At 28.8% G+C, this 25073-nt stretch carries 16 protein-coding genes; 4 read left to right on the top strand and 12 right to left on the bottom strand.

Features of this window, described 5'->3' with window-relative positions; translation table 11 throughout:
• Nucleotides 1–15: 15 nt before the first annotated feature.
• From SY27_RS05140 to SY27_RS18115, 4 genes are all read left to right on the top strand, one after another.
• A complete protein-coding gene (locus tag SY27_RS05140) occupies nt 16–1725 on the top strand; it encodes an amidohydrolase family protein (protein WP_045967843.1) in 1710 nt (569 codons plus the stop codon).
• 9 nt (nt 1726–1734) lie between these two features.
• Entirely contained in the window at nt 1735–2394 is a 660-nt protein-coding gene (locus SY27_RS05135; protein WP_045967841.1) for a LysM peptidoglycan-binding domain-containing protein, read from the top strand.
• 478 nt (nt 2395–2872) lie between these two features.
• Nucleotides 2873–3085 (top strand): hypothetical protein, encoded by a 213-nt coding sequence (locus SY27_RS18795; RefSeq protein ID WP_052705150.1) that lies wholly within the window; start codon nt 2873–2875, stop codon nt 3083–3085.
• 301 nt (nt 3086–3386) lie between these two features.
• Nucleotides 3387–3833 (top strand): hypothetical protein, encoded by a 447-nt coding sequence (locus SY27_RS18115; protein ID WP_052705148.1) that lies wholly within the window; start codon nt 3387–3389, stop codon nt 3831–3833.
• 2079 nt (nt 3834–5912) lie between these two features.
• On the opposite strand, the gene SY27_RS05125 is transcribed toward SY27_RS18115, so the two are convergent.
• The 12 genes from SY27_RS05125 to SY27_RS05070 form a co-directional block, all read right to left on the bottom strand.
• The gene (locus SY27_RS05125) at nt 5913–6839 is read right to left on the bottom strand and encodes a hypothetical protein (RefSeq protein WP_045967839.1); all 927 of its coding nucleotides are present in this window, start codon (nt 6837–6839) and stop codon (nt 5913–5915) included.
• Nucleotides 6840–6856: 17 nt separating this feature from the next.
• A complete protein-coding gene (locus SY27_RS05120; RefSeq protein ID WP_152640707.1) occupies nt 6857–12835 on the bottom strand; it encodes a hypothetical protein in 5979 nt (1992 codons plus the stop codon).
• A gap of 7 nt (nt 12836–12842) precedes the next feature.
• Nucleotides 12843–19100: a hypothetical protein gene (locus SY27_RS05115; protein ID WP_045967835.1), complete on the bottom strand. Its 6258-nt coding sequence runs from the start codon at nt 19098–19100 to the stop codon at nt 12843–12845.
• A 236-nt stretch (nt 19101–19336) separates the two neighbouring features.
• The gene (locus SY27_RS05110; RefSeq protein WP_045967833.1) at nt 19337–19885 is read right to left on the bottom strand and encodes a 3'-5' exonuclease; all 549 of its coding nucleotides are present in this window, start codon (nt 19883–19885) and stop codon (nt 19337–19339) included.
• Between the two features lie 3 nt (nt 19886–19888).
• Nucleotides 19889–20521, bottom strand: a complete 633-nt coding sequence (locus SY27_RS05105; protein ID WP_045967831.1) for a hypothetical protein — start codon at nt 20519–20521, stop codon at nt 19889–19891.
• A 19-nt stretch (nt 20522–20540) separates the two neighbouring features.
• A complete protein-coding gene (locus tag SY27_RS05100; protein ID WP_045967829.1) occupies nt 20541–21545 on the bottom strand; it encodes a hypothetical protein in 1005 nt (334 codons plus the stop codon).
• 114 nt (nt 21546–21659) lie between these two features.
• Entirely contained in the window at nt 21660–22058 is a 399-nt protein-coding gene (locus tag SY27_RS05095) for a hypothetical protein (protein WP_045967827.1), read from the bottom strand.
• 28 nt (nt 22059–22086) lie between these two features.
• Nucleotides 22087–22455, bottom strand: a complete 369-nt coding sequence (locus SY27_RS05090; RefSeq protein ID WP_045967825.1) for a hypothetical protein — start codon at nt 22453–22455, stop codon at nt 22087–22089.
• Nucleotides 22456–22457: 2 nt separating this feature from the next.
• Entirely contained in the window at nt 22458–22946 is a 489-nt protein-coding gene (locus tag SY27_RS05085) for a hypothetical protein (RefSeq protein WP_152640706.1), read from the bottom strand.
• A 222-nt stretch (nt 22947–23168) separates the two neighbouring features.
• Nucleotides 23169–23666 (bottom strand): hypothetical protein, encoded by a 498-nt coding sequence (locus SY27_RS05080; protein ID WP_045967821.1) that lies wholly within the window; start codon nt 23664–23666, stop codon nt 23169–23171.
• Between the two features lie 142 nt (nt 23667–23808).
• Nucleotides 23809–24333: a hypothetical protein gene (locus SY27_RS05075; RefSeq protein WP_045967819.1), complete on the bottom strand. Its 525-nt coding sequence runs from the start codon at nt 24331–24333 to the stop codon at nt 23809–23811.
• Nucleotides 24334–24344: 11 nt separating this feature from the next.
• Nucleotides 24345–25073: hypothetical protein (locus tag SY27_RS05070; RefSeq protein WP_045967817.1), on the bottom strand; the 729-nt coding region annotated here is incomplete at its 5' end.

Raw genomic sequence — 25073 nt, 5'->3', positions numbered from 1 at the left:
AAAAAAAATAGAAAGATGAGTGAAAAACCAATTATCAATTGTCATACCCATATTTTTACTGGGGATAACATCCCACCTTATATAGGCAAAAAATTTATGCCTTTTATTTTATACAAAATTTTAACTGTGCCTTTAGTTATACGAATTTGTAAATTTTGGTTTACGAATAAATATAGTCCTTATAAATTTAATTTTAGCTTTCAAAATAGCAATTTAAAAAAGAATTTAGTTAAGCTAAAACTCCTATGGCAGCGTTTCAGAGTTTTAAGAGCTATAGTCGATGTAGTAAGCTTTTTAATAGTCTTATTTTCTACTTACCTCCTATTTAAATATTTTTTTAAAGAAATTGAATTTTGTGAAAAATTACTTATAAAACTTTATAATATTCAATATTTAGAATTTTTAAAAAATGATGCTATACAAATAAGTATCATTTTATTTACACTAATTGCTATACCGTATGGTAGAAAAATAGGCTTAATGATAATACGTAATTCTAAAAAATTATCCCTTCTTTTTATCAACGAAGATCAGCTGAAGTTTATTACGCGCTATGTGAGCATAGGACGATTTGCCTATTATCAAGAACAAAATGCAATTTTTAAGCGACTAACAAAACAATATCCTAAAAACACACAATTTGTTGTACTTCCAATGGATATGGAATTTATGGAAGCAGGTAAAGTTAAACCAATTGGTAATTACCAAACTCAAATGGAAAGACTAAAAGAAATAAAATTAAAAAACCCAACGATTATACATCCTTTTATTTTTGTTGATCCACGTAGAGAAAATGTTGGTTATAAAGATTTTTTTAAATGGAAAAACCTCAACGGCAAAGTCATTTTAGAAGATTGCTTTATAAAAGAATACATCGAAAAAGCAAATTTTGCAGGTTTTAAAATTTATCCAGCATTGGGGTATTTTCCTTTCGATGAAAAATTATTACCCTTATGGAAATATGCGGCAGATAATAATCTACCCATTATGACTCATTGTATTAGAGGAACCATTTTTTACAGAGGTAATAAGAAAAAAGAATGGTACTATCATCCTATAATTAAAGATGCTAAATTGCCCAATGAATATATGCTATTAGCTAAAAGCAAAAACATTGAATATTCTCTAGACTTCACACATCCTTTAAATTATTTATGCTTACTTAATCCTATTTTGCTTAAAGAATGGATAAAAAAATGCAACAAACCAGAACTCTTGGATTTATTTGGATATTCTGAAGAAACTGATACAATTAGTTCTGATTTGAGTAATTTAAAAATCTGTTTTGGACACTATGGCGGAGATGATGAATGGAAAAAATTCATGGAAAGAGATAGGGATAATTATTCTCACAAAATGACAGATAATTCCAAAGGAATCACATTTATTAATACAAAAAAAGACAAACTTGGTTATGGCAGATTAATGGATATTTGGAAAAATGCTGATTGGTACTCTATCATTTCAAGTTTAATCATGCAATATCCAAATATATATGCTGATTTAAGTTATATTATACATGAAGAAGAAATTGTACCCTTATTAAAGCAAACTTTAAGCAACCCCGCATTAAAAGAAAAAATATTATTTGGCACCGATTTTTATGTCGTTCGTAATCATAATTCGGAAAAAGAATTACTAGCCAAAACTAAATCAAATCTATCTACTAAACAATTCAACTTAATTGCAAGAGAAAATCCAATAATTTTTTTAAGACGCAACTAATTCATAATTATGATATATAAAATTAAACCTAACGATAATTTAACAAAAATTGCAAAAAAATTCAACTCTACTGTTGAATTAATAATGGCATTCAATCCTGAAATAAAAAATCAGAACCACATCTATGTCAATCAAATCATAAAAATTCCTAATCTAGAAGATTTACCTGGAGAAATTATAATTAATGAAACATTAAATGCTAGTTATTTTATAAATAGAGCAAAATCCGCAATTGGAAAAGGAATAAAATATAAATTAGGTTCTGGAGGTATGAAACCAGAATTGATTTTACCAACTACAGACAAACAATGTGACTGTAGTGGTTTTATTTGTTGGGTTTTTAAAATTTCGAGAAAAACCGATATTCCTTTTTACCAAAAATTTGGTGGTTGGATTTTTACTGATTCAATGGAAGCTGATATAAAAAGTATGTCAGGAATTTTTAATAAAATTGAGACCCCTGAAATAGGATGTATAGTAGTTTATGGAGCTGGGAATAAAATTGGACATGTAGGCATTGTTTCAGAAGTAAAGAGTGGAAAAATGACGAAAGTAATACATTGTAGTTCTGGAAACAATAAAAAATTTGGAGATGCTATTCAAGAAACTTCATCTGCAGTTTTCAACAGACCAGATATACTTTGGGGAAGATTTACTGACTTGATCTAAAAATTTAATTGAAAATTTAAAAATATTATTTACTTTTGAAAAAACATTAATCCAGTTCTAATCTTGAACATAAAATTGAACACGATTTTAATAAAATAGTAATTTTGAAGCCTCTAAAACACTAGTAAAATGGTTGATTTTTTCAAGACTTCTAAATTCATAACCCTGAGGTCACGGGTTCAACTCCCGTCTTCGCTACGAAAAACAAACCCTAACTAATCAAACAGTTAGGGTTTTTTTATATCAAAAATCGTATCCATTTATTTTAACAAACGCATACGATTTATTACTTTTGAAATTATTTTTGACACCAAAAATATATACCTCAAATAACGATCTTTCCAAAAGATAGATGATATGTCTATTTTTCATTTAGAAATCCTGAAAACGAAAAAATGGAAAGGCAGACACCTATTTATGAGGAAATTAACAAACATAAAAATTTAAAAGAAAGAAAAGAAGCTGCTGAAAATCTTAAATGGCAGTCGATAGAATATTAAAAAACGGTTTCAATCCTTACGAAAATTCAAAATTTGAAGAAATTGAAAAGCACTACAACATTAAAGAAACTTTTCAATTTAGCTTAGATATAAAAAAAATATTCTTTCAGAAAGTAGTTATTCCGATTTTCGAATTAGAATTACAAAGTTTCAAAAATGGCTTAAAGACAATGGACTTGATAAGCTACTAAAAATTGAACATCTAACAAAAAAATTGTTGCCACTTATTTAAATGAAGTCCTAGAAAAAACTTCACCAATTAACCGCAACAATACACGTTCTGTAATTTCATCTTTTTTCAAAACACTTGAAGATGATGATCTTGTTAAAGATAATTTTGTAAAAAGCATACCCATTTTAAAATCTAATCCAGAAAGAAACAAAACATACTCTAACGAGTTAGAAAACAAAATATTCGAAAAACTAAACGACGACCCTACTTTAAAGCTTTTTGTTCAATTTATTTCTTATAATTTTCTAAGACCTGTAGAAGTGAATAGAATTATAATTGCTGACATCGATTTAAAGGATAAAATTTTAAAAATTAAGCCCAAAACTGGATTTCAGTCAAAAAGAATTCCTCAACTCTTAATTGATGAGATTCCAGACTTATTTAATTATCCTAAAGATGCTTATTTATTTGGTAGAAAAGATTTTGGACAATATTGGGAAGCCAATGAAACTAGCAGAAGAAATGATTATTCAGATTATTTCTTAGAAGTAAAAAAGGAGTTTGGATTAAGGAAAGACTATGGATTATATAGCTTTAGACATACCTTCATAACTAAGCCCTACAATACTTTCATAAAAGAAATGACACCTAAAGAAGCTGAATCAACCATTATGTCAATTACAAGGCACACTACAAAAACTGCTTTACGAAAATATTTAAGAGAGATAAACGCTTATATTCCTGATGATTATTCGATGTATTTGTAGTTTATTTATTTTGAAATTAACATTTCAACTAAATCATTAGACTCTTCAATTATCCATTGATTATATTGTATTAATTCATTTAAGATATCTAATTGGTTGGCTGTTAATAGATATCTATACTTCTATCATGAATATTCTCCCATTTACTATTATGATCTGTTTCTATAATACCTTTTTGGGATGCCATTTGGTGTAAGTAGTTGAATATTTGGTATTTTTTCTTTTACCAAAGGATAAATAAACCGTCAAAATCCCAATCATTTCAAATATAATAAAAAATACAATATATACAACCCCTAAAATACAATCACTTATAAACTATGCATTTTATTGATTTTTGTAAAATGCCTAGAGAAAGAAAAAATCCTATACCAAAAATTATAGTTCTATTTGGAAAAAGAATAAAACAATTAAGAATTGAAAAAAAATGTCCCAAATGGACGTGGGTGCTGCTTTAAAAATTAATAGAGAAAATATAAGAAAATATGAAAAAGGTTTGTAAGAACCTAAACTATCTACTATTGTTAAATTTGCTGAGTTATTTGAAGTTGATTTTAATAATTTAATTCAACTCGAAAAAAAAATGTAATTAACTTTAAATATTGATCTATTAAAAAAGATTTTTATATACTTATTTTACATAAAATTTTAATTTTTAATAATCTTCATTGTTTTTTGAATATCATTTACATAAACTAAAGCAAAATATACCTCTTGATCAAGTTTGTTTAAATTAATTTCTACATTAGTATCATTTGTAATTTCATTATAAATTTCTGTACCAAACACATCAATAATAATAATAATAATAATAATAATAATAATAATAATACGTTCAATTGAAACAATTGACTCAATGGTTAATTTATCTTTATAAGATTAGAATAGACCTTTATAAATGTTTCTGTAGTAAAATTTTTACTACTTAAGACACAAGTACAGGCATACTTGATGATGTACCTATACCACTAGTATCATTTCCAAGTTGCCCATCAAAATTCGAACCTCATACATATAATTCTCCGTTATTGTTTATTGCTCAAGTACTTTCACCTTCAACGTTAACTAATTTCTAGTTATTTGCTATTCCAAGTTGAATTTCGATTAAAACTTGACTAGACCCACCTAAAACAAAACCTACAGACCTTAAAGTACCATTATCCAATCGTATGTATACAAGTGTACTGTCCCCAGTATCAAATACTTCACATACAAAGGATTGTTATTTCCTGAATCATTTAGGTTTACTAATAAATTATTTAAATTCTCATCATAAAATCTACCTCACTAGCTGTTATATACATAATAGTTGTATTATTATTTTTTAGTTGGATATTATTTGCAATAGTTGTTCCAATAGGAACATTCAAAAATTATCATGATTCCAACCCCAATATCAAACCGCTTTATCTGATTAAAAGAAACAGTTATTCTATTACGAACAGATGCTTGAACCAAATCTGCATCCTTATTCCTTTGTTTAGGAACTAAAGAAATCTAATTAAAGTAAATCTTTCTGAACTTCATCAACCCAATAAAGTTCCATTTTTATTAGTACTGATTGAATGGTAAATCCATCTGAGGTAATTTTTCAATCTGTATCTGATTCTATCTGAAAACAAAATTTTTTATTTATTAATGTTTAATCTTCTAACTAGTCTCTTTCATTATTTCCCATGTCCACAATGTCATATCTGTTTTTATAGCTAGTGTAAAAGATTTACTAGGATTTAAACTTGCAAAAATTTCTTTCCAATTAGCATCTGTTCCAATTTGAACTGGAGCCGACCTTGACTATTTGTTCCGTCTCCAAGTTCACCATGTATAATCCTTCTGCATACCCATAACGTAATATTTTCTGGTATTGTAAAAAAATAGCATTACCTGAAGAAATGGATTTCCAACATTGACTGTACACACTTAAATTAATTCCTGCAATAAAAAAAAATAAAGTTTTTTTTCATTTCAATTAAGTAACAAAATTAATATTAGCTGGAGTTTTATAAAGTTAGTGATTATTTCCTCCGCTTATTATTTAGTTTCCTAAATTAATTAAATTTTTGCTTGAACAAATAACTCTTAATTTACAGCACCTACGGTTTGAACAGTATTACTACCAATTTCTGTAAATTCTATAAAACTACCCATTTTCATTTGATTGGTACCTCCAGGTGCTGTAGAAAAAGCTAATTGAGGAGTTAAAACACCTCCTGTAGTACATCTCAATACTCCTTCAAATTCAATAGTTGTGGTAACTGCTGTATTAGCAGCATTTAAAACTTTACTACCTGTTCCACTAATTTGGACATTTGAGTTGGCAGTAGCTATTCCGTTTAATGTAGATGAAAAAAGTCTAGCTACATATTCCATAGATGTTATATTTAACCCTGATGTTACAAGCCATCCCATTGCTGTAGCATGACTTGTTGATCCATTTGCTATTAAGAATTTCCCTTTAAAAAAATAAGTTTTATTTGCCGATAAACTAAATGCATCGCTTGAAGTAGGAAATGCATTTTGTAACAAATTTGAATTAGCAAGTGTAAAATTTGAAGATAAAACCCCAATTAATTTTACTGGTCCAGAAACTGATAAATTCCCAATACCTAATATAGATTCTCCATTAATTGTTTTAATAGTAGTTCCACTTACTAAAGCGTCTTGTTTATTATTTAAATTATTCTCTAATCCAAATACCTGATTCTTACTTATAGAACCTGTTATTGATGAAGCAGTTCCATTAATATCTGTGACTACAATATTACCATTTAAATCGGGAGTTATATTATTTACTTGTTTTACAGGAGCAAAAGTTTCAACACTTTTTTTTGCTGTTTTAGGAGTCAAAAATTTATTATCAATTTGAGCATTTTGAGCATCTGCCTCAGAAGCTTTATCTTCTTCAATATTAAGTTTACTATCGATTAAATCTTCAAATTCTTGTTGAATTGGTCTTTTACCTGTTTCAAAATATGATTTTAATTCTCCTCTATTTTTTGTTGCCATAATTTATTTTTATTTATTTATCTTACTCTAAATGTACTACCTGTAATCATTTCACCAATTCCTCCTACTTGATTCCATGTCTCTTCATTGAAAATTGTAAGAATATTCTCTTTAGTACTAAACATTCCTGATGTATTTTCTGTTATTACTTTGAAATGGTGATATAATTTATCTCCTTCACTAGATAGTACTCTTAAATTTGCACTATTCAGCTTTGTTTCTTCTAATTGAACAAAAATTGTTTCTTCATTTGAAGCTACTTCATGAATTTTAATCCAATTTCCTTGCTGGTTCAACTTATATAAATGATAAATACCATTATAACATGTTTTATTCCATTTTAAAGTAATGAAATTCACATACCCATTTTCTTCTTGTTCAGAGTAACAGCTCATCAATGGAGATTCTGGCATATAATTTTCCACCACTGTTGTAGCCAGTAATTTAGACGGATTTGATGGTACATATTCTATAACTGCATTTGAGTTATCTTCCGAATATTCTACTTTTCGGGAAACTGTTATTCTGTAAAATAGAGGATCTCCATATGGTACCTCTACCAAATCAGAAAAATCATCAACAAAGTTCCAAATATCTTCAATTTCAAGATTTTCAATTTCTAAGTCAATGGTTTTAATCAATTGCATAGTTCTAATTGACTGTGCTTCAAGTCGATTAAAACTTCTATATAAATTTATTTTCTTTATAAATTGTTCTTCCGGATATCTATTGATTTCTAATTTAACACAAGCATTAATTCCAAGAATTCTATTTTCTAAAATTGGTATAATTCTTTTTATCTCAGGTGCTTCGGGAGAATTTGTATTAACGAGTTTAATTGGTCCTAAAATATCACTCATCTCACCCATTTTCATTTGGTTCCCTATTTCTCTAACTGAATAAAAGTAGATGTTTTTAGAAGTTCCATCAATTGTGAAATCAGTAAATTGCACTTCATTTGAATTTTGTGAGACTCTTTTAGCCATTGGTGCAATATCAAAATCTGGATGATCTGGATTTAGCATATATCCATTGCTATCCCTAACATTTTGCTTTTTGTAAATAGGCTTATAATTATTTGGATAAATTGTATTTGGTTTTATATAATCATATAAAATTGGAATTTCTGTTAGAGGAATAAAAGAATTTTTAACTGTTTGTTCCACAAAATCAATTAGTAAAATATCATATTGCACGCCACTAGTTGTAGCGATAATTACTTGATTTAAAGCACTAAATTGATTTACTAGTGAAGCATCTGAATTTGAACCATTATTTTTATTATGCCATTTAATAAAATCATTTACACTCGAAATAAATGTTGGGTTATTTGGAATAGGAAGTCTATATTTTTCTATTTCGTTTTCGGGATATTCCATATACAAACCATTTGATTGAGCACTTCTGTAGCTTTCAAAATCAAAAAAATTATCCCACCTATTTTTTAACCAAACTTCATCATTTCCCCCATAAATTTTTAAGTTTTGCCTAATATTTTTTACAGTATCAATATCATAAAGAGCATTTATAATACTATCATCATTACTTCTTAAAAATTGTAATCCATGTGGTTTATGATTAGCATTTGAACCAAAAGCGGTTGTAAAAGTATACGTTGATTTTCCATAGAAATCAGGTCGAGTAGCATATTTTGCGCCTAAAGGTGTTTGCGGTTTTATAGGAGCAACTATTTCTTGTGCAAAAAGTAAAGCTGGGATACTTATTTTTGAATAATAATCTGTAAACCCTATTGATAAATCATGACTTCTTAGTCCAAAGATTGAATATTTATTACCTTCTCCTTGTTGAGGTAGTATTTTTGATTCTGTTAAATTAACAGCCTGGTTTTGGTATAAATACACTTTATAACTTGGATAATAGTTGACTAATTGAGTACCTGTTTTAAGTTTGTCATAAGCATCTAAAATATTTTGATCCGCATTATAACCAGGATAATTATTATCATATATATAAAGTACTAAATCCCCTGTACCTATATTTTCTATTCTTATTACTTCCAGTGATTTTCGTTCACCAGTAATTAAGTGAGAGGCTTCAGTTCTTAGACGAACTAAACCTCTAAACCACTCTACCGAATTATTATTCCCAGAAAACTGAGGATGTTGGTTTAATTGGAATCCTGTAAAAGTTAATTTATAGAGACCATTAAACTCATTAGCATATAAATATGTGCCATCAGCTTGCTCTATTTCATTAACAGGTTCAGCAATTTCTTCTATAATAGCATTTTTCCAAAAACCTTTTGTTTTTTCTAAAAACCGTGTAGTATTTCCTTCTTCATCTATAAGATGAATTACTTCTCTTTTTAATTGCCAATTAGGATTATTAGGAAGCCCTAATTGAATTTTAAATACAAATGGATTTGCTAGAGAGTTTATAGCATTGAATGGTGTATTCCAACTAGTAATATTTTGCATGTTTTCTACCAATTGGAAATAACCATCTTCAGCTATAACTATATCATCTAATTCACTATTTTTCAAAACTTTTAGGGTAGGATAAGTTGATGTGTTTTCAATTTGATAAATAAAGTATGCATTTGTTCCCATCAATACTTTTCCGCCAATAAAATTATTTTCTTTTCCTTGAGGAATTAATGGTGATAAATTTAAGCCTGTACTTGATTGATTAAAAACTCCTGTATTTAAAGTTACAACCAACTCATTTATCAGATCATTATTTTGGCTAATTATTTTACCCTCAATTACATTAGGTGTTTGATTTCTAAAGAATACTTCGACTTCTTCTGCAAATATATCTTTCTCATCTGGATAAATATAATTGGGCTCACCATTTAAGGTTTCACTTTCAATAGTTGTAATAGCAATGTCGTTATACTTTTCTTCAATTTGATAATTTGTTAACTCTTGATTGGTATGATAATCAAAGGTAAGTCTTACTAAAGTTTTATCTGTATTAGAAATTGTTCCTATTCTATCTTGTTCTTCTTCTGAAGTAAGTAATAAAGGAGACTCTTCTCTAATTAATAAAGCATTTATATTATGTGGTGGTTGTAATTGATTTTGGGGTCTTATAATTGTATTAATACTTAAAATATCATTTCCTATAGTGGAACGTGAAAATATATTGATACCGTAAGTTAAATAATTATAAGTACCAGAATCTGATTGCTTATGAATGTAAAGTACATTATTTTGTTCTGGTAGCATTAATGGAATGGTTTCATTAGTTCCAAGATTACCCTGAAAAATATTTCTGTAATTTATATCATGACTCAATTCTGGTTTTACCCAGTTTTGCTGATTGTTCATTTTATATTCTAATCCAGCAGATACAGCATAAGAAAATTCAGATTGATTAAATAATTCCGAGGTATCATAGAATGGAATATTTACTAATTCTTCAGGTAATGGATTTGATTCTAGTGTAACAAAGCGATATTTGCCATCAGGTGTATACCCTTCATTATCAGTCATCATTACTGGAATTTCTTCATCATTCTGGGTTACAATTCCTGGTACAATTTGATTTAATTCATAGGGTAAAGGAAGTCTTTCATCATAAATACTTGTTGGTAAACTCATAGAAATGTGTTGCAATTCTCGTTTTCCTAAACCATCTTCCAAATCTCCAAAAGTGGTATATTCAGACAAATACACATATTTTTCACCTGTTAAAACTATTGCATTTATATCTAATATCCCTAGACCTAACATTCTTGCCACATGATAATCTAAAGCCCCTACATTAAGAATGTCTAATAAAGGTAAACTTGTGAAATCATCCTCAGAAACTGGAGGAGTAGTACCGTCTTCATTTTCAATATTTAGATTAAAATTGATAGTTTCAATACCAGTTGGATTTGGGTTATTACTATCAGTACTTAATGCTAAAAACTTAGCAACAACTTCTTTTATATTTCTATCATCACCTTGTATTGTGCCATTCCACTTATCTATATAATTATTAATATTTACATTTTCACCATCATTAAATCTTGGCCATTTTGAATTAACAAGTCCAGAAGCAGGTTCTAACTGCGCTAAAACTTTAGTGTCATCAAGAGACAAAGCATATTTTCCTAAAGGATACCAAGATTGAGATGCATTTTTACTAAATATAAAGTCTGAATAAAACTCTAAATGTATTTTTACTACCAAACACGCTGAAGTTTTAAAACGAATAGATTTACAATTGTCATTAAAAATTTTCAAGTTTCCGAAATCATTACTTCCATATTTTCCTCTTGAAGATGTTATTTTTGGAGCGAGTTGTAGATTTTTCTCTACTGATAAAGTTTCAGTAAGTAATTGAGAAGATTGAATCACATCATTAAATTCATAACTACTTCCAAAAAACAAATCTTTTTTACTTTCAATTTCAATTAAGTTACCTCCATAAGCTTCAATAAAACTATAGGTTTGCGTTAATGGATCTATTTCATTAGCTACTGAATCATACTGAGCTGTATTTTTGAAATACACATAAATTAATTTTTTATCTATTTTGTATATCCAAAATCTTTGCGCAGGATTAACAACATTGGGTGGCAAAGAAAAATCTATAGTTGTTATCACAGGACTATATTTTGCTCTATATATACTTACATAATCGTTTGGTTTATTGAAAATAAAATTCCCACTTGTATAATAATCGCCTTTGGGTAAATGTTTTTCTCTTAAAATACCTCCAAAAAACCATCTTAAGTGTATTCCTTTAGTAGATCCATCTTGAGCTGTCGAACCCGCTACATTTAGAATGAAATTTGGAGATTGTAGACTTATATTTTTTGATATAACGATTTGACCATCAATCGAGGTGTTATTACAGTATTGTTTTATTTGAGACGCAATTGTTTTTTCACTAACTTCAATATCTTCAGGTCTATGGCTAACTTGTTTAATAGCAACCTCAATAGTTTTTAAATATATTTTAGAACTATTAAGTAAAATGGTGGTTAATTCTTTAGTCTTACAGGTGTCTAAATTTGTGTCACTATTAACAATTAATGAACCTTCTGTTTGATTGAAAAAAAGACTAGTTAACCTATTATTTTTTTCTTTTATAAATCGAATCCCATTATTTGTACTTGGAGCTATTTCAATTGTTTTTGTCCATAAAGCATTTAAGTTAAAATCTAGTTTATGAACATAACCCATTTGCTCATTATAATGAACTAAATAGATAGTATCATTAGTTATTTCTATATGTGAGCCACAGTTTTGGGTATTTACTAAAATTTTGTAATCCACTACTTCTTCTTCATATAATATCTTTGTAATAAAAACAGCTTTATCATTAATTGAATATCCTGAAAGTAAATATCCTCTTTCTGGTATAATTTTAAAATCATGAATGTCACAGAAAATTTTATCTATTAAAATTGTATCAATATATTTTAAGTCTTTATTAAAACTTATAATTATTCCTGTTGAGTTTTCTAAAATAACTCTTCCAGCAATTGCTATTCGATCGTTATCAGCAACAATTGAGGTAATAAGTAGTGGTTTTCCATGTACTACTTCTATAGTATTAATAACTTCTCCATTATAATCAAACTTATATAGTATAGGGTTAATTGAATAATCCGTTTCACTTCTGTCTGAAATCACTACATAAAAAGAAGTTTCCTCTTTGGTTGTAACTAGATTGCAAATAGCATCACTATCTTTCCAGTTTAAAAGTTTTGTCCACATTATTTCCCCAGAAGAAGCATCAATAGCCATTAGGGAATTAATGTTGTCAATTACTACATTTAAAACATAAATAGTTTTAAGTTCACTAGTAAGATCTTCAATTTGAATTATTTTTTTACATTCAAAAGAAGATGAACCTTCTGCATTAAAAGTCTTTTCCCAAATTATATTTCCAGATAAATTAACTTTAGTAATTAGTCCTTCATTTTTAGTTTTACCAATTGCTAAAACAAATGAATTACCATACTCATAAAATTGTTCTGAATAGTAATAATTAAATGCATCGGGTTTTGTATATCTATTAATAAATGTCATCATTCTTTTTTTATAAATCAATACTAATTGTTTCTACAGCCAATTCCATAAGTTGCGTTCCGCTCCAACCTAAATATTTGAATTTAATATCTAGCGTTGTTTCATCGATAAAAATGCCATTTTTCATAATTAAACAGGAAGCATAATCTTTGGCATATAATATGGAATAATCGATACTATTATTATTTAAAATTGAGATGGTGTCTTCTAAAAACGAAGCTTCAAAATTTGGGCTATTAAATGACTCTGTACTTCTAATTAAAAGCCCCACTGTTGCTCCATTTAAATCTTTTAGAATATTAAATTCAGTAGTTTGGGCTGGATCTAAAGGCTTCAACTTAAAGACGCCTTCAATGACCCTATCAAATAAATCAGTATAGCCTAAAATGCTTGTATTTATATCTACGTTTAAATTAGACACAATTGCATAAGCCTCATTAAGCATTTGCTGAGAAAAATCATGTTCTAGCTTATAAATCGCTTTAACAACATTTCCTTCTTCTTCATGAAGAATATAACTTTCGATATGTTCTTTGAAATTTCCATAACGAGAAGTTTGAAATACAAATTTGTGAACTTCTTTGTTTTCACTAACCCCAATATTTCTAGTTGTATTTAAGTAATCCGTAAAATTACCATCTCCATTTACATCAAAAGCGTTGTTTATGATTGCTGTATATAATTTTTGTGGTTTTAAATCTGTTACCTCAACGGAATAAGAATAACTTTTAGGAACTAGTGGTTGGCCTACTTCGAAATTACAAGGAATCGATCCGTTTTCAATTAAATTTTGTAAAATTTGAATATTTAATGGTAATCTTGGATCATTATTACCCACCCACTCTGGTTGTCCTTCACTAGTTGTTGTTTGAGGAACAACTTCAGTAGTTGTTTCAGTTATTGCTAATGGATAATTAAGTAATAACTCTGTAACAGGATCTTTTATTTGGATGTTTAAAGCTCCTTTTATTTCGGTTAAACCTTTATAGGATGACCAATTTTTAAACATATGAAAAGCTAGTGGTTTTACAAAATTTAAAGTTATTTTACATTGATTATTTTCATAATAAATAGGTTTAGCCAAAATTAAATTCCCATCGATGTTAGGATATGATTTATTATAATCTAAGTATTTTCTTAAACTTGTTAAACTGTATTTATCTGGATTGATTAATTTCCCATGTAAAGAAACTACTGCATCTTTATTTTTTCTATTAGTAATAGTTCCATTTTGATATTCATTTCCATATTTTACACCATCAGCATCATGGAAATGCCCTAAAGGTCCTGCGGTTTTAAATCCATAGTAATATTCTTTTGAACTAGTAGTAGTAGCATCATTATTAACCTCATCTTTCAGTTTAAAAGAAATATAATAATTAGTATTGGGTCTCCATATAGGTTGCACTGTATTTAAAATCGATTCAATTAAAGCTTGATTTTCTGCTTCTTGAGCCGCTTGATTTGGGATGGTTGCCTCAAATTCATATTCCAGAACTGTTTTCCAACTCACTTGTTGGAAAGAAGTAGTACAGTTTTGTTTTTTACATTTACATTTCCCTTCTTCAAGTAAAAAATTCAATAACACAGTTACTGCATTATTTAAATTTGAATAAATAGATAAAATCTCATTCTCTGAATAATTATTAGTAATGGCACTTTGTAATGAATTTAATAAAATAGAGCATGGATCATAATAGTCTTTCCTAATTAATTGATGGATATAAGCAAACTGACCCATCACATTTTTGATAAGATTCACAAAATTCCAATAACACTCCATATTCAAGTCTGCAGAACTTGTAACTACTCTTTCAAAACACCCTAAAGCAATTAAACTATCATATAATTCGCATAATAGATTATCTCTATCTTCACAATTTATTTGAACACAACCTGTTTCTAATAATTGATCCAATTGACGAATCAAATAATCATATTGAGTTCTATCGTTAGGCAATGTTACATTAACATAATCATCAGAACTCTCATAAGTATCTGTAAACAAAGCTTCTATTTCTTCTTGAATCGCTAAAATTTCATCATATTGAGGCGTAACTGGAATTATTTCAATTTTTAAAATAGGATTGTTTATATTATCAAAAACAACTTCTGTTTCTAATTCTTGTACGGTTTTGGTTTTCGTTTCAACCAATTCATATCCAATAAAACTAGAATTAGGAACTATAACCGTTTTGTAATAATTAATTACAACTAAACCTGCATAACTATTTAATTTCAAATTTACTTTTGGAGCATCTTCTGGCAACAAAATCATAAAGCCATTTAAGTTATTAAAAACTAAAGATTTTGCAAATCCAAAAGAATTTTGCACATCAGAGACTACTAAATTATTATATTGAATGGAATTTGGAATATAAGGATCCGCTCCAAATTCTCCTATAGCAGAAAAATAAGCTCCATTAATAAAATGCCCATTTTGCTGACCTGTTAGCGGATATATATGACCAATATTTTTATTCAATACGTTTGAGGAATGCCAAACATTTGAAGTATTAGCACAAAATAAATTAGAAGCAGTAATTCCATATTGTTCTGGAATAAACCAACCTGGTTCTCCTTGTTCTGTATAACTAAATGGATCACCTCCTAATATACGAATCATGTCATATTGATTTCCTGATCGTTGCCAATAACCTATTTTTTTTGAACTTGAACTTGGAACATTTGGATCCAAAGCTTCTACTGGATGATAATCTATCCAACTTGTACCGTTCCAACATTTAATCGCAATACTTTCAATGGAATATTTATGTTTTACTTGACGTAATACATGTCCACCTCGAACAGTTTTTTGAGGTGGAATTAAGTCAACAAAATTTTCTGCACCTGAAGTATGCCCACCTATTTTTGATGTAACCAAATTTGGTACAACTCCTTTACTAAATTTAATATCAATAAAAGTATCTAAAGGAATCACATCTTCTATTAAAGCAATTGTCGGCTCAGTATTAAAATATTTAATTTTAAACTCTTCATTGGTCAGCATATGAACTCCTTTAACCAAATCATTTAAAATATTTGGCGTTCCAGCAGTTCCATCAGATAAAACAGGTATTGGAGAGGTGTCTACTTCTCTATTTTTTTCCCATTTGAGTTGTAAACTTATATTAAATCTAATTTTTAAAAATCGTAACACTCTAACTCTTCCTGAGAAGCGTAATTGAGCATAAATCAAATAAGGTTTTACAGCTTCACCTGATAAATAAGCGTTTAATGAAAAACCAATGTAAAGCACTCTCCAAACATTGACCTCTATTCCTCCTCCTAAATGAATATAGCCACCAAATTGTGGTCTTTCAAAACTTATTTTTGCTCCTATTTCTACAAAAGCCCATAACCTGACTTTAATACCAAAGAAGTTCTTCTTCAGTTCATAATCCATTCTAGCTCCAAATTCTAATCCTTCAGATGCTATCATCAAATAAGAAAGCGCTCTTAGATTAACAACATCTTTAAATAATGTTGCAGTGTTTGGTTTTTCTCTTGTACCAATATTTATGTACCAATGTCTTGAATTATTTAGCGGAAATAAGGCTTCAACATTAGCATTTAACGTCAATACCTTTCCAGTTGCAGTTGGCATTTTAAAATCGGCCCCCATTCCTGCTTCAATTGTATTATCGCCCCAAGCGACCATTGCCCAAAAAGGAGGTTCTTTACTATCTGTTAAACCTAATCTTGAACTAATAAGTGATGCTCTTGCCTCAATCATAAACAAAGAAGGAATAGAAAGCAAAACCATCGCACGCATCGATAAAACAGTTCCACTATCGAAACTGGTTCCTAAAACTGCTCCTGCACCAAAAGAAAAAGGATTGCTATAGCCTTCTGATTGATAAGGGCCACTAAATTTAGAAACATGAATTCCTTTTGGAGGAAATTTATAATAATCGTACCACGTTGCAGTTGGAGGTAAAGCAGGAATTGCTTTCTTCTCTGCTACATATCTAAAACCTACTAATCCTCTAAAACCATAAATGGCAAAAGAACCTAACGGAATAGGTTTTGGTAACTCTATTTCTGCATCTACAATAAAAGCTGGGAATTTTGGAGCTAGTTTCATAGCTGCTCGTCCCGTTATATTTCCTTTTTTTAATTTGAATTCTATTTCTCCTACATATTCTTGAGAAGCTCCAGGTTCTGGAATGGATAATAAACCGTGTAACGAAACTGCTTTTGTTTTTGCAGGTACTACTAAATCAATCTCTATGGTTTGAATGTGTAAAAAAGAATGTCCATTACCCCCATTTTCATCATCGTCGTTGGTATAATAATATTTTATTCCTTCTCCTCTTGCATCTAAGGCAAAAGGGTCTACACTAATGGCTCCATCAAAACCAATATAATTGTAGCTACGCAGTATTCCTTGATGCTCTCTTTGAATGGAACCCATATGAATTCCTGTAACCGAAACATTAACTGGACCTAAAGGCAAATTAATATTTACAGGTAAAAAACCATTACCTCCTACAATTTCAAATTTACCATTGCTATAAAAACGAAGCCTTGGAATTATAATTTTTTGATCTCCTAAAAGTTCGTTTATTAAACCACTTGGGAAGCTTATTTCTACTGAAGTGCCAACATAAAAATTAGTATCTTGTTTTCCTAATTCTAGGGAAAGAAAATTAAAATCTACATAATCTCCTATGCGAGCATGAACAATCCCACCATTTGCAGCAGCAGTTAAATTAAAATCACCTTCATGGTCTAAATGCCCTAAAACATCTATTTTAAAAGGTGCTCCTGGAGAAACAGGATGATCATCTGGAAATTTTAATTTTGGTATTTCTAATGCAGCTGCTATATTAGAACTGGTTACAAGATTTTGTTTGAAAGTGATGTCGAATTTACTAAAACCTATTTTGAAACCTGTAGTTTCTGATCCAATTATGAACCAGAAATAATCGTTTTCTGTTATTGGGTTACCCAAAGCTACTGCTTCCAATCCTATAATTCCTGAAATTCCACCTGTTCCTACTAACAATCTTTTCCCTGTTAGTTTTACTGTTTGCTGAATGGAATTATCCTTTGAAAACCATTTTTTTGGTAAATAAATATCAATTTTATCACTGTAGAACCCCATAAAATCATCTGGTCTTCCATCCGCTTCAGCTTCTATGATATTATTTTCTTTACTTAGGTCTAATTTAAGATTTTGAATATTGATAATTAATCCAGTATTTCCTATTTGAGCTGGAACAATGGTGTTTAAAACTAATTCCATATTGTAACCAAATCCCTTTTCAGTATCGGCATAGAATAAGGCTTCTACAAAAGTAAAAAGCACTTTTGGATACCCATTTGCATCTGCTGGTATTACAGACAGTCCTCTCGTGCTATTTGGGCTTGCAACATCACTTGGATTATATGGATTTACACCATTTTCATCATATACTGGTTGTAGTAAACTTCTTGGAAATTCTACTCCTGCTATAAGTGTTAGTGTTGCTCTAAATTTTGGTATTAAAATATCTTTAATAAACGCGTCTAAATCATCAGGTATAAAGCTTTTAAAAAAAAGTTTAACTCTACTTAATGTAGTATTTAAATCATCATCTAGTAGATAAACACCAAAAGCGGTTAAAGAAGCATATTGATTGCCTCCTTGAGTATATATTTCTTGAACAATTTCTGTGAGAGTTGTATTATTGGTTGGTGGTGATAAAACAATAGTTGTTTCTGCATTTATATCTATTACAAACTGTTGCAAAGGTGTAATATTTGCATCTGATGGAGTAACAAATAAATTTATAAAGTTTGCTAGTACTTGTTCTTCTGATATATTTAGAACTAACAATGCCATTTCAAATAACTCTTGAGGAGCGAATGAAAAGGAGTCAATATTAAAAGAGCGTAAATAACCTAATACTTTCCATTGGTACTCCACTGTAATAGGGAAAGAAGAAATGCTAAAATCATTTCCAGTTACATCTGGATTTAATACTAATGAAATTCCTGAACCTGGTAATTCTATAGCTAATCTTTTTGGAGAAACAATATTCAAGCTATAAAACGCAGCATCTCCTCTAGGACTTTTAGTATATTGTAAATCTTTATAGTGAATTTTACCTAGCAAACCCACTAAACCTTCTTTTATGAAACCTAATATTTCTGGAATATCTTCTTCATTCAAAATTGTGGATAAAGTAGGATAATATCTTTTTGTTACGGCAACAGAAGGTGTTTGTGTATTTGGCATATTTCGAAAATTAATTGCTTCTAGAATCTTAATAGTGTTCATTTTGTAAAAACCACATGAATATCATGTTAAGATTCATTTGTAAATTTAACGCCAAATTCATTGCCAGTCAATCCGTATTTACACGGAATTTTACATTGCGTGTAAACACGTAATATTTATATAAAACACTCTTTTTATGGTGAATTACTATTCTTTTAAATAGATGAAATACTACTAAACAAAAACCGCAAAGTCAAAATAGGTTTGCGGTTTCGTATTATTTTAAAGTTATAAACTTAGTTTTTTAGAATTTCCCTTAAAATTTTCGCAATATTATTAGCATCATCCTTACCTCTGTGATGAGTACCTTCTAATGGAATTCCTAATTCTTGAAGTGAGCCGTCCATACCTAATTCATGAGGTAATTTTTGTTTTAAAGCAAAAAGCGTTTTTACATTAATATGTGATGGACTAAATGGATAACCTTTGCATAAATCGGTACATTGTCTTTGAAATTGTTTCAGATCATACGCGCCATAACTTGCCCACGCTCTGCTTTGAGTATCATATTCTTTTTTAAGAATGCGAAGTGCTTCTTGAAAAGCTACTCCTTCTTTTTCTACCATTTCTGATGTTATTGTTGTAAGTTGTGTACAAAATGAACTTATAACTGAACGTTCTGGTTTAACAAAAATACCTCTGTTATTTGTTATCTCTCCAGTATTTACATCTAACAAACATACCCCTATTTCAATAATATCATTATCCATTCCTTCTGGGTTTTTACCTTCCCAGCAAGTGGCTTCTATATCTATTACTACTATTTTATCTAATAATTTTGCCATGATTTATAATTGCATTGGAGGAACCAGAGGTTCTGGATTTGTAAAATATGCTAAAATTTCTGGTGTCATAAAAGGTAATCTTTCATAATATGTGCCGTAAAATAAATTTATATTAGTAAAATTTCCTTCTGCAACATTATGAGAAACGTTAATCGTTAAATTCCCGTTTTCAAAATCAAAAAATATTTCATCGTCTTCTTCATAAACAAAATCCAACTCTTCTTCAACATTTACCACATGTTTACCTTCTAAATAATAAACTTTACGAATACGAATCGGATCTTCTTCAGATTTATAGGCAACACATTTATTATTAGAATTTAATACTCTTATTGATATTAATAAACCTAAAACTCCATTTTTATATTCATAAAACCTCCAAACTGTATAACCATTTATTATTTCTAAATCTTTTGCAATAGTATAAGTTAAATTATTGTCTAGTTTACTGAGTTCAGTATTTAAATCTTCATCAGGATATATATATATAATTTCCACCTCTTTATCCCAATAGAGTATCGAACTTTTAATTCGGTTATTCTCAAAAGCATTTTCTCTATAATCGTCTAATTGACTTGCTTGTTGAGGCGTAATTAAAATTCCGTCAGTATTTTTAAATTCTTTATATGTGCTCATTTATTTTTATTATAATTAGTTAATATTTTAGAGGCATTACTGGATGAACATCATAAGGGGATCCTTTGATAATAATTGAAAATCCAATTTCAGTTTCATCAGCAGTGTTTTTTGGATAAAAAATATGCGTTCCATCGTCTCTTTTTACGGCTTGTTTTAAATCATCTAAAAATCCATCAGGTTTAATATAATCTTTCCTAATCATTCCCTTATCTATACCTTTTTTCACATTTATTAAAATTACATTAACTCCATCATTAATTTTATCTGAAGTCCATGTAGGATTTTCTAATCTTAACTGTTTCCTATAATCTCTTTCAAGTCCTTTTAAATAAATATTGGCTTGATGTTTCGATATATATATTCTACCATCAAAATCATCTGGTTTAATGATATTACCATCTCTTGTTAAAACTGGAACATCATTTACATTAGGATCTAAATCATGTGATTTAAATTGTACCGAACCTTGAACTTCATACTTTGCATTAGAAATCCCTCTTTTTTTACAAAAATCATCTAAAAAAACTTTTGCTTTCTGCGAGAATAATTTATAATCCTGCAAATTGTAAAAACCTGTTACGAATCCTCTTTTTAAAATTACATTTGCGTAGTAATTAATAATAATTCTTGATTCAGTAAAAGTATAACCTTTAATAATTTTACCCACAAGCTGTCCAGTAACTGGGTCTATTATTTTTTGATCAACTCTACATGCAAATGTAACAAAGTCTTCTATTATTTTACTATCGGTAATTCCATTCTGAATAAAATCTTGAATTGTTAACTGCCAATGTGTTCCTATTAACTGAAACTTATTTGGATAACCATGTAAATCTCTAATATGTTCAATCTCCCAAGGTTTTAGTTTTCCTCTTCTATATTCCACTAAAACTTTAATATCACTTCTTGCAAATATAATCTCTTCAAATTCATCCCAATCTTTTATCAACTTTGAATTTCCTCTAAATACTTGAAAAACATCTGCAGAAGTATCACCATAATCTTCTAAAAACTTAATCATTTTATCCTCTCCTAAAGCTTTAAAATCAGAACGTAAAATGGCATCGTCATAATATTTTAACCATTTATTTTAAAAACAAAATACCATCTAAAACAAGATAGTATTTTTAGTTTTTTACCTATTCTCTAACCAGTGTGGAGATGGAACTAAAGCTACAAAAGCTTTGCATTCATCAAGTATTAACAAAAAGTCAGAGAGAGGAATTATTACTTCCACTCCTCCTTTATTAAATACGGCAACTGGAGCATTTGGTGGATTATTCCTAATTTCGACACTTTCAGAATCATGATACCCCCAAACATCATTACCTGTAAAAAGATTACTATAATTGAATGAATTGATTTCATCTTTTATACTATTAACTAATTCTACACCATTAGGTTCTAAAAAACTGGCTATTTCGTGATTTACGGAATTACCATTTATAGTGTTTACACTAATAAAGGGTCTAGGTGTAAAACCAGATAAACTAGTCACCCCAAATATTAAATTATATTGACTTGCTATACTCATATTTTTAAATTTTATCTTGAATTAAATATTAAAGTAATTCTATATAAAGTTTATTATTATTATTATTATTGATAGCAGATAAACAAATTTGCTTTATTGCATTATAAGCATCTACAAAATCAGAAGATATATTATTTATGTTTATTGCATTTAATTGATCTAAAAATTCTTGTTTTCTTTTACATTCCCATTCATCGTCATAATATCCAGTACATTTATAAAAATTATTAATCAAACTTTCAGGATGATAGTTTCCATTTGGAATTAAATTTAATATTTCATTAAAATGGTAATCAAGTAAAATTACCTTAAATAAAATTTGATTATTACTTTTTTCTTGTAGAATTATTTGTAATTCTCCTAAATAATGTTGTGTGTATAAATCTATTGTTTGCATATTTATTTTGCTTTAAAATGACTGTTCTCTAAAATTAATATTTGTTGTGGAGTTGCAATATTATTCTGCTGTGCTTTAATAGCATCATAAAAGATATGCCCCCTAATCCATTGATTACCTACAAGATGCTCAGAATATTTTTTAAAATTTACAGAACCATCATCAATTTTTATTCTTGAAATTCTCCATACATTTCCATTCCCTTCGCCAGGAGTATTGGGTATCTCTGTGTGTGCTCGTACTTCCCATCTAAATTCACCATCATTCAATTTAAATGTTACTTGTTTGTAACCATTTGGCATAAGATTTGGCTTAATTCTTACCCATGACGAAATATCAACAGGACAAAACTTCCTTATAAAACAAAAATCTTGGTACTGATAAACTGAAGGTATCCATTCATCTGGTATGTTTTTTAATAAAAGTTTGTCAGCTTCTTCTAGATTATTCCAGTTTCTGAATGTCATTGGTTTAGATTTTAATTCATTCATTAGATTTTGTTGTAAAATCCCATATTCTTCGCACCACCTTATCATTCCATCCTCACCTAAAGCTTTAAAATCAGAACGTAAAATGGCATCGTCATAATATTTTAACCATTGGTTTACTATTTTTAAAAGAAGGAAAATCTAAATAAAAAAATCATTAACAACATGTAGATAAAAACAATAAACCTTTCAAAAAAATAAAAAAAAATTAATCTCATAAATTTATTAATCAGTATAACTTACCATCATTGGAGAATTAAGATTTAAAGATTCTTGAAGTAAATCTTTCATTTCATTTGCCATATTTATAAAATATTCCATTTCATACGGTACCCAATCATGTGCTATATATAAACTAAACCCTGAATCTCCACTATTATAATTATTAACTTGATTTATTAAACTACTTACACTTCCTCCATATTTACCGTCCATATCAACAGTCTCACTTTGCATTGCTGGTATAAGCTGAATAGTAATAAATTGAATAACTGCTTGCATGTCGGTAGTGTTAAAATAGGCATGCATATCGTTATCGCTATCTAAACCTGAAATATTAATATTATGCCTTATCATATATGACGTTTTTTTGTCAAGTAAATAATTCATTTTTTTTGTCAAATTTAAATCAATATCCTTTGCATAATAAAACAATACACTCATTTCATCCCTTCTAAAGTAAGTATCTTGATTTCCTATTATATAATTAATTTCTAATGCCATTATATTTTTATTTATTCTGTCATTATTCTGTTATATAAACTCTCATAAAAATCATCCTTAGTAGTCCCAAAAGTATCAGGGTTTATTTCTATAAAATCATTTCTTGAATAAGTTGTAGGTTTTAACTTTTGTTTATTTTTATTTATATGTCTAAACTAATTTGATTAACATATTGAACTGAAGATAAATTTAAATCTTCTTGTGTCAAAATTAAAGTTATATAAATATCATTTTTAACAATCGAATAGTAATATTCCGAATTTGACAACATCTTGTAATTGTTTGGATTTAATTTTATATCTGAAAACGCTTGAGTTATTAAACTCCTCAAATTAGTTAAATCCTCATATTCATGCTTAAAACTTTTAATTTCTTCCATAAGATCTTTCATTAGATTTGTAGGAATATCACCAACTTCAATTCCATCGTAATCTGTACATAATGAACCCTCAAAATCAGAATCTACCATACATCTATCAACGCCCCAAGTTATTACACCCGTAGGTTGAGACAAAATCCAATTCAAATCATTAATGATTTTGTCTATTGAATTTGTACTGAGTTCTGATAAAAATGATGTATTGGGAACTTCTATATATCCTAAAGAAATTTTAGCCCCTCTAGTAACATATTTCTTTGAAATTAATATTGATTTTGAAATTGTCATAATTTATTAAATTAGTGATTAAGTTTTGGAAATGCAGATGCGTAATTAGTATTTACATTAGGTAATGAACTAGGTAAAACACCAAATAAGTAAGGTGGATCTAAATACATTGAAATTTTTGTACCTTCACTACTCATTCCGTGCCATTCATTAGAGCTTTGACCTATTCTTTGAGGTGGCTGAAAATCATTCAATTCTAAATTATATCTAGCAAATGCAATTTCATTTAAAGCTTTATCATCTGACATATTTATAAAAACAGTTGTTCTACCTCTATTATTAGTTTTTTGAACCCAAGCCTTAATAGGATTTCCATTACTATCAAGTACAAATTGCCAATTTGGAAACCTTCTAGTGCCAATATTTTCTCTAGCGTAACCCCAAACTCTAATTTCAAATTCTTTAACACTACCAGTACCTATTAATTCAGAATTATTAACTTTAGCTGTCCTAATACCATTTCCTGTAGGGATAGGTCCGATAATATATTCCTTTCCACCTATGATATTGTGGTAAGGTGAACTCGTACTAACATCTAACAAAAATGATTCTGTTATTGATGATTCCAAATGCAGCCCAGAATATCCTGTTATTAAATCATCACCATTAAAAGATGCTTTCTTTATTGTACCTTTCAAATGATCTACAAGTAATTCCCCATGATTTCTAGATGCATGAGCTTTTTCAACAGCCTCCAAATAATCAACTCTTTTAATATAATCTGAATGTACGGAAACATG

This window comes from Flavobacterium sp. 316 (genome assembly GCF_000967805.1).
Lineage (GTDB): Bacteria > Bacteroidota > Bacteroidia > Flavobacteriales > Flavobacteriaceae > Flavobacterium > Flavobacterium sediminilitoris.
This window is presented reverse-complemented; position numbering and strand designations above follow the sequence as displayed.

What these genes read in the sequence shown, in the direction of transcription:
- SY27_RS05140 (WP_045967843.1), top strand. Translation starts at nt 16, where the DNA reads ATGAGTGAAAAACCAATTATCAATTGTCATACCCATATTTTTACTGGG.
- SY27_RS05135 (WP_045967841.1), top strand. Translation starts at nt 1,735, where the DNA reads ATGATATATAAAATTAAACCTAACGATAATTTAACAAAAATTGCAAAA.
- SY27_RS18795 (WP_052705150.1), top strand. Translation starts at nt 2,873, where the DNA reads ATGGCAGTCGATAGAATATTAAAAAACGGTTTCAATCCTTACGAAAAT.
- SY27_RS05125 (WP_045967839.1), bottom strand. Translation starts at nt 6,839, where the DNA reads ATGGCAACAAAAAATAGAGGAGAATTAAAATCATATTTTGAAACAGGT.
- SY27_RS05120 (WP_152640707.1), bottom strand. Translation starts at nt 12,835, where the DNA reads ATGATGACATTTATTAATAGATATACAAAACCCGATGCATTTAATTAT.
- SY27_RS05115 (WP_045967835.1), bottom strand. Translation starts at nt 19,100, where the DNA reads ATGAACACTATTAAGATTCTAGAAGCAATTAATTTTCGAAATATGCCA.
- SY27_RS05110 (WP_045967833.1), bottom strand. Translation starts at nt 19,885, where the DNA reads ATGGCAAAATTATTAGATAAAATAGTAGTAATAGATATAGAAGCCACT.
- SY27_RS05105 (WP_045967831.1), bottom strand. Translation starts at nt 20,521, where the DNA reads ATGAGCACATATAAAGAATTTAAAAATACTGACGGAATTTTAATTACG.
- SY27_RS05100 (WP_045967829.1), bottom strand. Translation starts at nt 21,545, where the DNA reads ATGATTAAGTTTTTAGAAGATTATGGTGATACTTCTGCAGATGTTTTT.
- SY27_RS05095 (WP_045967827.1), bottom strand. Translation starts at nt 22,058, where the DNA reads ATGAGTATAGCAAGTCAATATAATTTAATATTTGGGGTGACTAGTTTA.
- SY27_RS05090 (WP_045967825.1), bottom strand. Translation starts at nt 22,455, where the DNA reads ATGCAAACAATAGATTTATACACACAACATTATTTAGGAGAATTACAA.
- SY27_RS05085 (WP_152640706.1), bottom strand. Translation starts at nt 22,946, where the DNA reads ATGAATGAATTAAAATCTAAACCAATGACATTCAGAAACTGGAATAAT.
- SY27_RS05080 (WP_045967821.1), bottom strand. Translation starts at nt 23,666, where the DNA reads ATGGCATTAGAAATTAATTATATAATAGGAAATCAAGATACTTACTTT.
- SY27_RS05075 (WP_045967819.1), bottom strand. Translation starts at nt 24,333, where the DNA reads ATGACAATTTCAAAATCAATATTAATTTCAAAGAAATATGTTACTAGA.